Origin of the sequence: Streptomyces sp. NBC_01750 (genome assembly GCF_035918095.1) — a bacterium.
Lineage (GTDB): Bacteria > Actinomycetota > Actinomycetes > Streptomycetales > Streptomycetaceae > Streptomyces.
In genome coordinates, this window is sequence record NZ_CP109137.1 from 6,065,440 (window position 1) to 6,079,834 (window position 14,395).

General features: G+C 69.7%; 17 protein-coding genes and 1 tRNA gene. 17 read left to right on the forward strand and 1 reads right to left on the reverse strand.

The window, feature by feature from the left end; translation table 11 throughout:
• Positions 1-53: 53 nt before the first annotated feature.
• The 12 genes from OG966_RS27710 to OG966_RS27765 all read left to right on the forward strand — a co-directional run bounded on the left by OG966_RS27710 (position 54) and on the right by OG966_RS27765 (position 8,466).
• Complete coding sequence (locus OG966_RS27710) at positions 54-398, forward strand: SCO3933 family regulatory protein (RefSeq protein ID WP_326652600.1); 345 nt, start codon at positions 54-56, stop codon at positions 396-398.
• A 5-nt stretch (positions 399-403) separates the two neighbouring features.
• Positions 404-1,774 (forward strand): FtsK/SpoIIIE domain-containing protein, encoded by a 1,371-nt coding sequence (locus OG966_RS27715; protein ID WP_326652601.1) that lies wholly within the window; start codon positions 404-406, stop codon positions 1,772-1,774.
• A 78-nt stretch (positions 1,775-1,852) separates the two neighbouring features.
• The gene (locus tag OG966_RS27720; RefSeq protein ID WP_326652602.1) at positions 1,853-2,035 is read left to right on the forward strand and encodes a hypothetical protein; all 183 of its coding nucleotides are present in this window, start codon (positions 1,853-1,855) and stop codon (positions 2,033-2,035) included.
• Between the two features lie 83 nt (positions 2,036-2,118).
• On the forward strand, positions 2,119-2,799 hold the full coding sequence (locus tag OG966_RS27725) for a DUF2637 domain-containing protein (protein WP_326652603.1): 681 nt from the start codon (positions 2,119-2,121) through the stop codon (positions 2,797-2,799).
• Entirely contained in the window at positions 2,796-2,990 is a 195-nt protein-coding gene (locus OG966_RS27730) for a hypothetical protein (protein WP_326652604.1), read from the forward strand. Before OG966_RS27725 ends, OG966_RS27730 begins: the two co-directional genes overlap by 4 nt.
• 24 nt (positions 2,991-3,014) lie before the next feature.
• On the forward strand, positions 3,015-3,302 hold the full coding sequence (locus OG966_RS27735) for a hypothetical protein (RefSeq protein ID WP_326652605.1): 288 nt from the start codon (positions 3,015-3,017) through the stop codon (positions 3,300-3,302).
• A 94-nt stretch (positions 3,303-3,396) separates the two neighbouring features.
• Positions 3,397-3,603: a hypothetical protein gene (locus OG966_RS27740; RefSeq protein WP_326652606.1), complete on the forward strand. Its 207-nt coding sequence runs from the start codon at positions 3,397-3,399 to the stop codon at positions 3,601-3,603.
• Positions 3,600-5,111 (forward strand): DNA cytosine methyltransferase, encoded by a 1,512-nt coding sequence (locus tag OG966_RS27745; protein WP_326652607.1) that lies wholly within the window; start codon positions 3,600-3,602, stop codon positions 5,109-5,111. The genes OG966_RS27740 and OG966_RS27745 overlap by 4 nt, the downstream gene beginning before the upstream one ends.
• Entirely contained in the window at positions 5,111-5,548 is a 438-nt protein-coding gene (locus tag OG966_RS27750; RefSeq protein ID WP_326652608.1) for a hypothetical protein, read from the forward strand. The genes OG966_RS27745 and OG966_RS27750 overlap by 1 nt, the downstream gene beginning before the upstream one ends.
• Complete coding sequence (gene repSA, locus OG966_RS27755) at positions 5,541-6,911, forward strand: replication initiator protein RepSA (RefSeq protein WP_326652609.1); 1,371 nt, start codon at positions 5,541-5,543, stop codon at positions 6,909-6,911. Before OG966_RS27750 ends, repSA begins: the two co-directional genes overlap by 8 nt.
• A gap of 11 nt (positions 6,912-6,922) precedes the next feature.
• Positions 6,923-7,096 carry a helix-turn-helix transcriptional regulator gene (locus tag OG966_RS27760; RefSeq protein ID WP_326655399.1) on the forward strand — a complete coding sequence of 58 codons (174 nt, stop codon included), beginning with the start codon at positions 6,923-6,925 and terminating at the stop codon, positions 7,094-7,096.
• Positions 7,093-8,466 carry a tyrosine-type recombinase/integrase gene (locus OG966_RS27765; protein ID WP_326652610.1) on the forward strand — a complete coding sequence of 458 codons (1,374 nt, stop codon included), beginning with the start codon at positions 7,093-7,095 and terminating at the stop codon, positions 8,464-8,466. The genes OG966_RS27760 and OG966_RS27765 overlap by 4 nt, the downstream gene beginning before the upstream one ends.
• Before the next feature lie 217 nt (positions 8,467-8,683).
• On the opposite strand, the gene OG966_RS27770 is transcribed toward OG966_RS27765, so the two are convergent.
• Positions 8,684-8,755: transfer RNA gene (locus OG966_RS27770), tRNA-Arg, on the reverse strand.
• 197 nt (positions 8,756-8,952) lie between these two features.
• Between OG966_RS27770 and OG966_RS27775 the strand changes: the two genes are divergently transcribed.
• The 5 genes from OG966_RS27775 to thrC all read left to right on the forward strand — a co-directional run bounded on the left by OG966_RS27775 (position 8,953) and on the right by thrC (position 14,355).
• Positions 8,953-9,387, forward strand: a complete 435-nt coding sequence (locus tag OG966_RS27775; protein WP_326652611.1) for a response regulator — start codon at positions 8,953-8,955, stop codon at positions 9,385-9,387.
• A 55-nt stretch (positions 9,388-9,442) separates the two neighbouring features.
• Positions 9,443-10,486 (forward strand): ArgS-related anticodon-binding protein NrtL, encoded by a 1,044-nt coding sequence (gene nrtL / locus OG966_RS27780; RefSeq protein ID WP_326652613.1) that lies wholly within the window; start codon positions 9,443-9,445, stop codon positions 10,484-10,486.
• A 10-nt stretch (positions 10,487-10,496) separates the two neighbouring features.
• Positions 10,497-11,888, forward strand: a complete 1,392-nt coding sequence (gene lysA, locus OG966_RS27785; protein ID WP_326652614.1) for a diaminopimelate decarboxylase — start codon at positions 10,497-10,499, stop codon at positions 11,886-11,888.
• 99 nt (positions 11,889-11,987) lie between these two features.
• Positions 11,988-13,277, forward strand: a complete 1,290-nt coding sequence (locus OG966_RS27790; protein WP_326655400.1) for a homoserine dehydrogenase — start codon at positions 11,988-11,990, stop codon at positions 13,275-13,277.
• Between the two features lie 7 nt (positions 13,278-13,284).
• Positions 13,285-14,355, forward strand: coding sequence for a threonine synthase (gene thrC / locus OG966_RS27795; RefSeq protein WP_326652615.1), 1,071 nt, complete (start codon positions 13,285-13,287; stop codon positions 14,353-14,355).
• The last annotated feature ends 40 nt before the right edge of the window (positions 14,356-14,395 follow it).

Consider the following 14,395-nt stretch of genomic DNA (forward strand, 5'->3'; position numbering starts at 1 on the left):
AAGCTAGTTAACGCACTAAGTGCGTTAAGTCATTCAACCAAGGAGTGAAAAGCATGCGTCAGATCCCCGTGGACACCGCCGTGATGACGGTGATGCTCATCCAGGCCCCTGAGCCGAAGGTCAAGAACCGGGAGACCGGTGAGGTCGCGACCGACCGTCAGTCCGGCAAGACCCTGTTCAACGTGAACGTCGCGGTGATCGTGGATGGCCGGCCGGACGCGCTGACGATCGTGGTCGCGGAGGACGGTGTGCAGCCGGACCTGTTCCCCGGTGTGCCGGTGGCTCTGCCGGGTCTGGTGGCCCGCCCGTGGGAGAACGACTTCGGGCACGGCATCAGCTACCGCGCCACCGCGGTGATGGCCGCGCAGGTTCCGGCCGCCTCCAACGGCAAGGCCTGATCGCCATGAGCGGTGGAACGCTCTTAGCGCTGGCGGTGATAGGTACCGCCCTGCTCCTGGTGGCCCGCGTCAAGGCCCCCGCTGTGTACTGGACCGTGGTGGGTCTCCCGGCCGCCCTGTACCGGGTCTTCTCCTCCTACCGCCGGACGATGGAAGCCTGTGAGCTGACCGTCGCCCCTCCCTGGTGGCGGGTCTTCGCCCATAAGCTGTCCGCCGGCGACGCCGTGTCCCGACCCGGCATCCCGAAGGTGCGCGGGATACGCCCCACCACCACCGGGCTCCGGCTCCGTCTGCGGCTCGCTGCGGGGCTGGCTCCGGAAGACGTGGTCAAGTCGGCCGAACGGCTGCGGCACGCCTGGGGCATCTACTCCGTCCACGTCGCCGAGATCAAGCCCGGTGTCGTCGACCTGCGGCTGACCGGCTTCGACATCCTCGACCGGGTGCGCATTCCCCGCCGCCTCGCCACCGGTCCACTGTCGGTCACCGTGGCGCTGCGGGAAGACGGCCTGCCGTTCGTCCGTGACTACCAGGACATTCCGCACGGCCTCACCCTGGGCGCGAACAAGTCGGGCAAGTCGATGTACCAACGCTGCCTGATCAAAGGCCTCGCGCCGCTGGATGTCGCCATCGTGGGCATCGACTGCAAACGCGGCGTGGAACAGACCCCGTTCGCCCCTCGCCTGACCGCACTCGCCATCACCCCTGATCAGGCCGACGGGCTGCTGGATGCCCTGGTCGCGGAGATGGAAGACCGGTTCGACCTGCTGTGCCTGCACCAGGGCATCGGCCCCGGCACCCAGTTGGAAGACATCACCTCGGACATCTGGGGCCTGCCGAAGAAGCTGCGCCCGGTCCCGATCGTGGTCCTGATCGATGAGATCGCCGAACTGTTCCTGATCACCTCCAGGGCAGACACGGCGCGCCGGGACCGCATGGTCACTCAGCTGGTCCGTCTCGCGCAGCTCGCTCGTGCGGTGGGGATCTATCTGGAGGTGTGCGGGCAGCGCTTCGGCTCCGAACTCGGCAAGGGCGCAACAGCCCTGCGGGCCCAGCTCACCGGCCGGGTGGTGCACCGCTGCAACGACAAGCAGACCGCCGACATGGGCCTGGGCGACATCAACGAACTCGCCGTCGTCGCCGCGACGAACATCGCCCCGGAACGCGCCGGGACGGCGATCGCGGGTGATTCCTCGGGTGGCTGGTCCCGCATCCGCACTCCGAGGACGACGCTGGGTGAAGTCGCCGCGGTGTGCCGCGAGTTCGCGCACCTCACCCCGAACGTTCCGGCACTGGAGCCGTTCCGCCCCGAGGCCAGCATCCCCGCTCCGGTTCCGGCGCCGGCTGCCGCAACGGTGACGGTCCCCGAGTCCTGGTAGCACCCCCCTTTCCCCCGGTCGGCGTGACCGTCTTCGCGCCACGTCCCTACCCCTCCCATGCCTGAAAGGAGAAACCCCGTGACCGCAGCCAAGCGCGCCGCCCGCCGAACGGCCAAGCCCAAGCCCACACCGTGTCCGGACTGCCAGACCGGCCAGGTCTCCGAGTCCTTCAAGGTCGGCACCCGCAGCAAGCGCGACAGCAGCGACCGGCAGGAAGCCCTCTGCCTGACCTGCTTCGGCACCGGCCAGGCCCCCGACTAGATCCCCGCCAGGTGCCGGGCGGCAGGACCTGTGAGCCCCGCCCGGCCCCGGCCCCAACCCCCTTGTGAAGGAGGTGAAGACCCGTGACCCGCTCGACCCGTTCCGTCCGGCCCGATGCCGTACTCGTTCAGGCCGTGATCGCCGGTGCGCTGTCGTTCGCCCACCTGCACGACATCGCCGCCGCCGCCGGACAAGACGGCTGGAAAGCCTGGGCCTACCCCATCAGCGTCGACCTGCTGCTGGTCGCTGCCTGGCGACGTCTGCGCATCCTCCGCTCGGCCGGTGGCCCGACCCGTGCCGCCTGGACCTGGTTCGCCGTCGCCCTGGCCGCATCCCTGGGTGCCAATGTCGCGACCGCGGGGCTGCTCGACCTGACCGATGTTCCGGCCTGGCTCCGGATCCTGGTCGCCGGCTGGCCCGCCCTCGCCTTCCTCGGCGGAACCCTCCTCGTCCACACCCCAACGCACTCGCGCCCCGAGACGCCGAATGCGGCTCCGGGTGCCGGACCGGCTCCGGACATCGCCGTGAGCCGCGATGCACCCGCTCCGGTCCCGGCTCCCGAGGCTGCTCCGGTTGCGGCTCTGCCTCCCGCCATCGCGGTGCCTCCCGCGCTGCTGGCGCACGCGCGCAAGGTCGCCGACGCGCACCGCGCCACCACCGGCAGCCCGATCGACCCCACAACGCTGCGCACCCGCCTCGGCGTCGCCCCGCAGCTCGCCGACGCCATCGCCCACCAGATCACTGAAGGGACCGAACCCTCGTGACCCTCGAACTGCCCCTGATCCTCGTGGTCGCCATCTTCGGCTACTTCGGGATCAAGATGCTGCGCCCGCCGACCTGGCTGATCGTCGTGCTCCTCCTCGGCGGCTTCCTTCTCGCCGACACCTTCCTCGCCCCGGCCATCGAATCCGGCACCAGGAACGGCGTCGACGTCGTCAACGGCACCACCAAGTAACCAGGCCCGAAAGGAAGATCCGTCATGTTCAAGCCCAAGTACCCGACCCCCGACACCTACACCGCGACCACCCATGCCGTCGTCCCGGCTCCGCAACAGAACAAGACTCCCGCGCCCCGGCCGGCCACCACCCCGGCGACTCACACCAGCGCAGTCCTGGAGCTGGTCAAGAACAAGCCGCTCGCCGTCGCGGCAGGTGTCGTGGTCGGCGGTGCGGTCCTCACCTCGATGTTCCTGGCCATCGCCATCACCGCCGGGTCACTCGCGCTGCTCGCCGTGGTCATCCGCTCACTCATGAACAACCACCGCTGACCGGCCCTCCGGGCGGCTCCGATACCGCCAAGCATCCGCCGCCCGGACGGCCCAAGCCCCTACCCGATCACTGAAACCGGAAGGAAACTCCATCATGCCCGACCGCGCTGCGCGGATCTGCCCCGACTGCGACGGCTTCCCGACCGTCGCCATCACCACCGGCACCCGCAACCAGGACGGCACCCGCACCACCCTGCCCGTTGTCTGCCCGGCCTGCCACGGCACCGGAACCGCCCCGACCTGGCTCGTCACCACCCGCCGCCCCGCCATTGACTCGTCCGTGCAGGGGGCAGTTCGATGACGCGCCGTTCCGCCACTTCCCGGCCCACCTCGATCCATCTGTTCTGCGGCGCTGGCGGGGACTCCGACGGGTTCCGCCGGGCCGGCTTCGATGTGGTGCTGGGCGCGAATCACTGGGACCGCGCCGTCGAGACGCACGCGGCGAACTTTCCCGAGGCCGAACACCTCTGCGTGGACCTGGACCACTACGACATGCGGCGTCTGCCCAAAGCCCGCGTCCTGGTCGGTTCCCCGATCTGCACCGAGGGCAGCCCCGCCGACGGCATCAGCCGCCCCAAGCCCCCGCCCACCCCCGGCCAACTGGATCTGCTGGAAGAAGGACCGATCCAGGACGCCGCGTGGGAGCGCACCCGGGCCACCGCCTACGACATCCTGCGCGCCGCCGAGGTCCACCACTTCGACGCCGTCGTGTGTGAGAACGTCCCCCGCTTCGCCACCGCCTGGCCGCTGTTCTCCTGGTGGCTGCACGCCTGGGAGATCCTCGGCTTCCGCCACCAGATCGTGTCCGTCACCGCGGCCCACATCGGCGCGGACGACAACCCGCACGCCCCGCAGTGGCGGGACCGCATCTTCATCGTCTTCACCCGACGGGAGTTGCGGGCACCGAACCTCGATGTCCGCCCGCCCGCCTGGTGCCCGGTCTGCGAACAGGACGTGCCGGCCGTGCAGTCCTGGCGCAACGGGAGGAAGATCGGCAAGTACCGGCAGCAGTACGACTTCCGGTGCCCCAACACCGCCTGCCGCCATCGGCTCGTCGAACCGTACGTGCGCCCCGCTGCCAGTGCGATCAACTGGTCAGACCCCGGAATCCGGATCGGCGACCGGCACACCAAGGGCATGAAGTCCCTCGCCGCCTCCACCCTGCGCAAGATCCGCCTCGGACTGGAAAAGCACCGCGTGCCGGCCGTGGTCACGGTCAACCACGCCGACCAGGGCGACGGCCGCGCCTTCCCCGCGCTCGCCGCACCGCTGCCTACTCGCACCGTTCGGATCGGGGACGGCATCGCCATCCCGCCGTTGCTCGTCCCGGTCGGCGGCAGCTGGAACACGGACGCGGCGGCCGTCACCGTGCCGATGCGGACCCGCACCACCCGCGAGAGTGAAGCCCTGCTGCTGCCCGGTCCGTTCATCACCGAGCACCGCGGCGGTGGCTCCACCACGAGGGGCGTCAACGATCCGCTGGCCGCGATCACCGCCGGAGGCAATCACCACGGCCTGGTCATTCCGTATCGCAGGGGCGGCCCGACCACGACCGGGACACCGCTGCACACCATCGCCACCCGCGAGTCGGCCGGCGTGGTCCTCGGCGCCGACAGCACCCCCGAACAGATCGATGTGGAGGACTGCTACTTCCGGATGCTGTCCGCCCGCGAGCACCTGCGCGCCCAGCGCTTCACCGACGACTACACGGTGCTCGGTCACGGGGGAGAGCAGACCAAGCAGGCCGGGAACGCCGTGCCCGCCAACGTCGCCCAGTGGATCGCCTCCGCCCTCCTGGAGGTGCTCTGATGACCCACCTCCCCGAGCACGACAGCACCCCTGTCCTGGCGCTGACGCTGTGGCAGCCCTGGGCCTCCTGCGTCGCCTACGGCACGAAGCGGATCGACAACCGGTCTTGGCCCACCGAGCACCGGGGCCTGGTCCTCATCCATGCCGGACGCACCGTCGACCCGAACGCGAAAGACATGCCGCTGGGCCGCCCGTTCCTGCGCCGCCCCTTCCCCCGAGGTGCGGTCGTCGCCGTCGCCCGCTTGGACGGCTGCCACGAGGACGACGGCTGGTGCACCCTCTGGTCGGCCCGCGGCCGCTGGCACTGGCGACTGACCGACGTGAACCCGCTCGCCGAGCCGCTGCCGTGGCCCGGTGCACGCGGTCTGTGGACCCCGCCGCCCGGCCTGCTCGCCGCACCGCTTCTCGCTGACGGGTTGGAGGCTGCCCGTGCCTGACACGCTCGATCCGACCACCCTGGGCGACCTGGTCAGGGTGGCTTCGGCCCCTGACTTCGCCCGCTGGCAAGACCAGATCCGCAAGACCGGCGGATGCGCCCAACCCGTCCACCTCACCGGCTGGTCGCTGACCCGGGACAAGGCCACCGGGCAGGTCCTGCACACTTACTCGACCGAGGATGAGCCCGGTGGCCGGCTGCGCATCGCCTGCGGCAACCGCCGGGCCTCCCGCTGCCAGCCCTGCGCCTACCTCTACGCCGGAGATGCGTACCGCCTGATCCGCGCGGGCCTGTCCGGCGACGACGCCATGAACATCCCTGCCACCGTGCGCGAACGCCCCCGCGTCTTCGCCACACTCACCCCACCTTCGTTCGGCCACGTGCACAACATCCCCGACTCCGGCCGCTGCCGCTGCGGCACCCGCCACCAGGACGGTGATCCCGCCCTCGGCACCGCCCTGGATCCGGCAACGTACGACTACGCGGGCGCGGTGCTGTTCAACAACAACGCGGGGGAGCTGTGGCACCGGTTCGTCAACCGGCTCCGTCGCGAGCTCGCCGCGTATGCCGGGCTTACTCAGAAGGCGTTCAAGGAAACGGCCCGGCTGTCGTTCAACAAGGTCGCAGAGTTCCAGAAGCGCGGCGCCATCCATTTCCACGCAGTGATCCGCATCGACGGGCCAGACGGCCCCGACACGCTTCCGCCCCAGTGGGCCACCACCGAACTCCTCACCCACTGCATCGAGGCCGCCGCAGCACACCCCTACGTCACCGCGAAGGTGCCCGCTGCCGGTGACCAGCCCGCCCGCACGCTGCGTTGGGGCACTCAGCTCGACATCCGCCCGATCAAGGCCTTCGACGACGGCGACGACATCAGTGAAGGGGCGGTGGCCGCCTACGTCGCCAAGTACGCCACCAAGGCAGCCGAGACCACCGGCACCCTCGACCGCCGCGTCGGTGAACTCGCCGAACTCGACCAGCACGACGTACCCGACCACGCCCGGCGGCTCATCCGCGCCTGCTGGGACCTCGACCCGCTCTACCCCGAACGGAAGCTCTGGGCCTGGGCTCACATGCTCGGCTTCCGCGGCCACTTCCTCACCAAGTCCCGCCGCTACTCCTCGACCTTCGCCGAACGGCGCCAGGTCCGCGCCGACTACCGCGCAACCGAGCAACGCCAGGCACTCGGCCTGCCTGAGCCGGAAACAACCCTTGTCCTCGCCGACTGGCGCTACGCCGGCCACGGCCACACCCCCGGCGAATCCGCCCTCGCCGCCTCCATCGCCGAAGACATCCGCATCAACCGAGAAACCGCCAGAGAAGCCATGCAAGACCAACGTGCGCTGGAAGGAGCCATGCCGTGAAGGACGAGCTGATGACTGTTCCGCAGATCCTGGAGGAACTCGGTGAGGTATCCCGACGGACCTTCTATCGGTGGCGAGAGCTGGGGAGGGGACCGGCTGCCTTCAAGCTGCCCAACGGTGAACTGCGCGTCTGGCGCAGCGACTTCACTGCCTGGCTGCGAAATCTGGAAGGCGCTGCGGTATGAAGTCGCTCGACGTCAAGATCTGGGGCGTCCGCAAGCGGAACACCAAAAAGGCTTCGTACGATGTGCGCTGGTCAGTAGCCGGCCGGGTGTTCTCGGATTCTTTCAGGACGAAAGGGCTCGCCGACAACTACCGCTCGATGCTGATGCGCGCGACCCGCGACGGTGAGGACTTCGACACCGAGTCCGGCCTTCCCGGCTCGATGGCCGAGAAGAAAGCCACGCTGAGCTGGTACGCCTTCGCGCTGAAATACCTGGCTATGAAGTGGCCGCATGCCGCTCCGAACACCCGCGATGGGATCAACGAATCCTTAGCCTCGGTGACCGTGGCTCTTCTGGACGATCGTCCCGGGCGGCCGGCGGACGAACTGCTGCGCAAAGCTCTGCGGAACTGGGCCTTTGTCCTCCCCGGTCCGGATGATCGGGATCTCCCCACGGAGATCGGCAACACGTTGCATTGGGTCGCTAAAGCCTCTCGGCCTCTCTCGGACCTGGCGGACCCGGTGACCGGTCGGGCCGTTCTCGATTCGCTCAAGATCAAATTAGACGGGACCGCGGCTGCTGCCGAGACCGTACGGCGGAAGCGTCGCACCCTGGTCAATGCCGTGCACTATGCGGTCGACCTGGGGGAGTTCCAGGAAAACCCGCTCGCCGCGGTGCGCTGGCAGAAGCCCAAGGTATCGAGTGAGGTGGATCCCCGAGTGGTGGCCAATCCAGAGCAGGCGCGGTCGCTGCTGCATGCGGTCTCGTACGTCGGTGGCTATCGGCGGGCCCGCGGCCGTCGCCTCGTGGGGCTGTTCGCCGGGATGTACTTCGGCGGGTTCCGCCCCGCTGAGGTGGTGGGTCTTGCCGAGTCTGACCTCACGCTGCCCGGCTCCGGATGGGGCGCCGCGCTGCTCCATCGCACCCGCCCCAGTGTGGGCAAGCAGTGGACCGACTCCGGAGAGAGCCACGACGACCGCGGGCTGAAGAACCGGCCGACCGAGGACGTGCGGCGCGTACCGATTCCTCCGCAGCTCGTGACCATCTTCCGGGAGCACATCGACACCTTCGGGACCGCCGGTGACGGCCGGCTGTTCTTCAGCGAGGGCGGGGGAGTGGTCTCCTCCTCCACGTACTACCGGGCCTGGCAGGAAGCCCGGACGTTGGCTCTCCCGCCCGCCGCGGTCGCCTCGCCGCTGGCTCGCCGGCCGTACGACCTTCGGCACTCCGCCCTGTCCACATGGCTCAACGCCGGTGTGGATGCAACCGAGGTTGCCGAGCGCGCAGGCAACAGCGTTGAGGTCCTGCTGAGTCGGTACGCGAAGTGTCTCGACGGCCGTCAGGAGGTTGCCAACCGTCGCATCGAGGACCTGCTGAGCGAGTACGAGTGAGAGCGAGCGGCGGTACGCTCCGAGGCCCCTGGACATGTCCAGGGGCCTTCGTCATTTCGGGGGACTGGCCTGGGCAGATGCCACCAAGATCCTGTCCACAAATAGTCCACAGAGTCCGTCATACGGCGGCCGTGAGCGGCATACGGCTGCACATACGCCAAGACCCCGTCCTCAGCCAAAGCGCTGGTGGCGGGGTCTTTGGGCACCTCATGCAGGGTGCCCCCGGCAGGATTCGAACCTGCGCACACGGCTCCGGAGGCCGTTGCTCTATCCCCTGAGCTACGGGGGCGTTCCACCGCACTTCTGCGGCGACGGGTAGAACCCTACCAGCTCCCACAGGGTCGCCGTGAACAGGTATTTCCGCCCCCAGCTGCAGCCCCCGCGCCCATCCCCTCGCCCCCGTCCCCCGCCCGCTCGCGGCGCGCGGCCAGGGTGGAAGTCGGCAAAACCCGGACGCGGCCCTGCCCCCCGACCTACTCTCGAGTTGTGTCAGGCGCGTCCGGCCGGGTGCTCGTTGTCGACGACAACAGGGTCATACGGCAGCTGATCAGGGTCAATCTCGAGCTGGAGGGCTTCGAGGTCGTGACCGCGGCCGATGGTGCCGAGTGTCTGGATGTCGTCCATCGCGTCTGCCCCGATGTGATCACGCTCGATGTCGTGATGCCCCGCCTCGACGGGCTGCGCACCGTCGCCCGGCTGCGGGCCGATCCGCGGACCAGGCATCTGCCCGTCGCGATCATCAGTGCCTGCACGCAGTACGAGGTGGAGAACGGGCTCGCCGCCGGTGTGGACGCCTTTCTCGCGAAGCCCTTCGAACCGTCCGAGCTGGTCCGTCTCGTACGGCAGTTGATGCACAGGGAGGGCCCGCCGTCCGTCGACGGCAGGCATGGCGCCGGGCGGGCGGGAAGCGCACGCGGCTGACCGCATCGCGAAACCGGTTCGCGAAGGGCCCCCCTCCCTCCCATACGCTTGTCCCGTGACCCCCGCCGAGCTCTCCCGAACCGTGCTGCACGCCGTGTGCCGCGCGGTGGAGGACGGTGCGCTGCGGGCGCCCGTGCCCGAGAGTGTCAGTGTCGAGCGGCCCCGGCCCGGTGGCTGCGGGGACTACGCCACCAATGTCGCCCTACGGCTCGCCGGGCCGGCCGGGCAGCGGCCCCGCGCGGTGGCCGAAATGCTGCGGCACCGGATCGCCGAGGTCCCCGGGATCGCCGGGATCGAGATCACCGGGCCCGGCTTCCTCAACATCACCCTGGACGCGGGCGCGCAGCAGGCGCTCGTACGGGAGGTGCTGGAGCGGGGGAGCAGGTACGGGTGGATCGCGCCGACCGGGGCGGTCGCGCAACCCGGCTACCGCGCCGAGGTGCGTGCTGCCGTCACCGCCGATGCCCTGCGCCGGATCCTGGTGTCGCAGGGCACCCTCGTCCGTACCAGCTGCGAAGGGGCGGCCGACCCGGTCTGGGCCGAGCTGGGCGTGCGCGTCGAGGCGCAGGGGGGACGCCGCCACCTGCCCACGGATGTGACCCCCGTGCCCGCCGGGGAGAGCGCCCGTGAACTCCTCCGGCGGCTCGGGCCGGATGCCGCGCGCTGGGCGCTGCTGCGACCTGCCGGGCACGATCACCCCTTTGTCGGGGACGAGCTGATGACGCGGCAGGAGAGCAACCCACTGTTCAAGATCCAGTACGCTTGTTCCCGCACCCGCGCCCTCACCCGTAACGCCGCACAACTCGACTTCGGCAGTGCCCCCGAAACGCATGTCGACGCCGCCGCCCTCACCACCGCCATCGGCGACTACCCCGCCGCACTCGCCGGCGCCGCCCGTCACCGCGCCCCCGACCGGCTCGCCCGGTATCTGGAAGACACGGCCGACGCCCTCCTCGCCTTCCAGCACACGGTGCTGCCCATGGGCGACGAAAAACCCCTGGCCGCCCACCGCTCCCGGCTCGCGCTCGCCGAAGCCGCCGGGACGGTGCTCGCCGGTGGCCTGTCCCTGCTCGGCATCAGCGCACCCGAACACCTGTGAAAGAGACACCATGAGCCGTTCCGCACACCCCGCCGGGCCCCGCCACGCGGATGTCGTCCCCGAGGGCCACTACACCGCCCCGCCGACCGACCTCAACGTCCTCGACGAGAAGGTCTGGGCCAGGACGGTCACCCGGAACGAGGACGGCGCCGTCGCCGTCGGCGGGATCGAAGTGACGCGGCTGGCTGAGGAGTTCGGTACTCCCGCCTACTTCCTCGACGAGTCCGACTTCCGGGCCCGCTGCCGTGCCTGGGCCGACGCCTTCGGCAAGGACGCCGATGTGTTCTACGCGGGCAAGGCGTTCCTGTCACGGGCCATCGTCAGGTGGCTCACGGAGGAAGGCCTCAATCTCGACGTCTGCTCCGGCGGCGAGCTCACCACCGCCCTCGACGCCGGCATGCCCGCCGACCGCATCGCCTTCCACGGCAACAACAAGTCCGAGGAAGAGATCGAAAGGGCCGTACGCGTCGGCGTCGGGCGCATCGTCCTCGACTCCTTCCAGGAGATCGTCCGTGTCGCGCACATCGCGCAGCGCCAGGGCAAGCGCCAGCGCGTCCAGATCCGCGTCACCGTCGGCGTCGAGGCGCACACGCACGAGTTCATCGCCACCGCCCACGAGGACCAGAAGTTCGGGATCGCACTCGCCGACGGGCAGGCCGCCGAAGCCGTACGGCGCGCCCTCAGGCTCGACGGCCTCGAGCTCATCGGCATTCATTCGCACATCGGCTCGCAGATCTTCGACATGGCCGGTTTCGAGGTGTCCGCGCGCCGCGTCGTGCGGCTGCTCGCCGAAGTACGGGACGAGCACGGCATCGAGCTGCCCGAGATCGACCTCGGCGGCGGTCTCGGCATCGCGTACACGTCCGACGACGACCCGCGCGAGCCGCACGACATCGCCAAGGCCCTCAGCGAGATCGTCACCCGCGAGTGTGAGGCGGCGAAGCTGCGCACGCCCCGGATCTCCGTCGAGCCGGGCCGCGCCATCGTCGGGCCCAGCGCGTTCACCCTGTACGAGGTCGGCACCGTCAAGCCGCTCCAGGGGCTGCGTACGTACGTCTCCGTCGACGGCGGCATGTCGGACAACATCCGTACGGCCCTCTACGACGCCGAGTACAGCGTCGCGCTCGTGTCGAGGACGTCCGAGGCGGAGCCGATGCTCGCCCGCGTCGTCGGCAAGCACTGCGAGAGCGGCGACATCGTCGTCAAGGACGCCTTCCTCCCGGCCGATCTCGCGCCCGGTGATCTGATCGCCGTGCCCGCCACCGGCGCGTACTGCCGGTCCATGGCCAGCAACTACAACCACGCACTCCGCCCGCCCGTCGTCGCTGTCAAGGACGGCGAGGCGCGGGTGATCGTCCGGCGTGAGACGGAGGAAGATCTCCTGCGTCTGGATGTCGGTTAGTTGAGATAGATGTCTCGCATGCCGGACGGGGGATAGAAACTCCCGTCCGGTGAGTGAGACTGGTCCACACCGTTGATGCACACGAAACGAGGTCGGATGATGCGTACGCGTCCGCTGAAGGTGGCGCTGCTGGGCTGCGGAGTGGTCGGCTCAGAGGTGGCGCGCATCATGACGACGCACGCCGAAGACCTCGCGGCCCGTATCGGCGCTCCGGTGGAACTGGCGGGTGTGGCGGTCCGCCGGCCCTCCAAAGTGCGCGAGGGCATCGACCCCGCGCTGATCACCACCGATGCGACAGCCCTGGTCAAACGCGGAGACATCGACGTCGTCATCGAGGTCATCGGCGGCATCGAGCCCGCCCGCTCCCTCATCACCGCCGCGTTCGAGCACGGCGCGTCCGTCGTCTCCGCCAACAAGGCGCTGCTGGCCGAGGACGGCGCGACCCTCTACGCCGCCGCCGAGGAGCACGGCAGGGATCTCTACTTCGAGGCCGCCGTCGCGGGTGCGATTCCGCTGATCAGGCCGCTGCGCGAGTCCCTCGCGGGCGACAAGGTCAACCGCGTGCTCGGCATCGTCAACGGCACGACCAACTTCATCCTCGACAAGATGGACAGCTCGGGCGCCGGCTACTCCGAGGCGCTCGACGAGGCCACCGCCCTCGGGTACGCCGAGGCCGATCCGACCGCCGACGTCGAGGCCTTCGACGCCGCCGCCAAGGCCGCCATCCTCGCCGGGATCGCCTTCCACACCCGCGTACGCCTCGACGACGTCTACCGCGAGGGCCTGACCGAGGTCACCGCCGCCGACATCGCCTCCGCCAAGCGGATGGGCTGCACGGTCAAGCTCCTCGCCATCTGTGAGCGCGCGGCCGACGGCCGGTCCGTCACCGCCCGCGTCCACCCGGCGATGATTCCGCTCAGCCACCCGCTCGCCTCCGTCCGAGAGGCGTACAACGCCGTCTTCGTCGAGGCCGAGGCGGCCGGGCAGCTGATGTTCTACGGTCCGGGCGCCGGCGGCGCGCCGACCGCCTCCGCGGTGCTGGGCGACCTCGTTGCCGTCTGCCGCAACAAGCTCGCCGACTCCACCGGTCCTGGCGAGTCCGCGTACACCCAGCTGCCCGTGAGCCCCATGGGCGAGGTGGTGACGCGGTACCACATCAGCCTCGACGTGGCCGACAAGCCTGGCGTACTCGCCCAGGTGGCGACGGTCTTCGCCGAGCACGGCGTATCCATCGATACGGTCCGTCAGCAGGGCAAGGACGGCGAGGCCGACCTCGTCGTCGTCACCCACCGCGCGCCCGACGCCGCCCTCTCGGGGACCGTCGAGGCGCTGCGCAAGCTCGACACCGTGCGCGGTGTCGCCAGCATCATGCGTGTTGAAGGGGAGTAAGGGACCCATGACGACCAACGGCACCCACCAGTGGCGCGGCATCATCGAGGAGTACCGGGAGCGTCTCCCGGTGACGGACACGACGCCTGTCGTCACGCTCGGCGAGGGTGGCACGCCGCTCGTCCCGGCGCAGGTCCTCTCCGAGCGCACGGGCTGCGAGGTGTACCTCAAGGTCGAGGGCGCCAACCCCACCGGGTCCTTCAAGGACCGCGGTATGACCATGGCGATCACCAAGGCCAAGGAGGAGGGCGCGCAGGCGGTCATCTGCGCCTCCACCGGCAACACCTCCGCCTCGGCCGCCGCCTATGCCGTACGGGCCGGAATGGTCTGCGCCGTCCTGGTGCCCCAGGGCAAGATCGCCCTCGGCAAGATGGGGCAGGCGCTGGTCTACGGCTCGCGGATCCTGCAGGTCGACGGGAACTTCGACGACTGCCTGAACCTGGCGCGCGGCCTGTCCGAGAACTACCCGGTGGCGCTGGTCAATTCGGTCAATCCATTCCGTATCGAGGGCCAGAAGACCGCGTCGTTCGAGATCGTCGACGCGCTCGGCGACGCCCCGGACATCCACGTGCTGCCCGTCGGCAACGCCGGCAACATCACCGCGTACTGGAAGGGGTACAAGGAGTACGCCGCGGACAGGATGTCCACGCGCACTCCCCGGATGTGGGGCTTCCAGGCCTCCGGTTCGGCGCCGATCGTGCGCGGCGAGATCGTCAAGGACCCGTCGACCATCGCCACCGCGATCCGGATCGGCAATCCGGCCTCCTGGCAGTACGCGCTCGCCGCGCGGGACGAGTCGGGCGGTTTCATCGACGAGGTGACGGACCGTGAGATCCTGCGCGCCTACCGGCTGTTGGCCTCGCAGGAGGGCGTCTTCGTGGAGCCCGCGTCGGCCGCCTCCGTGGCCGGTCTGCTGAAGGCCGCCGAGCAGGGCAAGGTCGACCCGGGCCAGAAAATCGTCTGCACGGTCACCGGAAACGGACTCAAGGATCCGGACTGGGCGGTCGCCGGAGCGCCCCAGCCGGTCACCGTGCCGGTCGACGCGGCCGCGGCCGCGGAGCAGCTCGGTCTTGCGTAAGGCCTCCGCGCAGGGCACTGTGCGGAGGGCACTGCGCTGA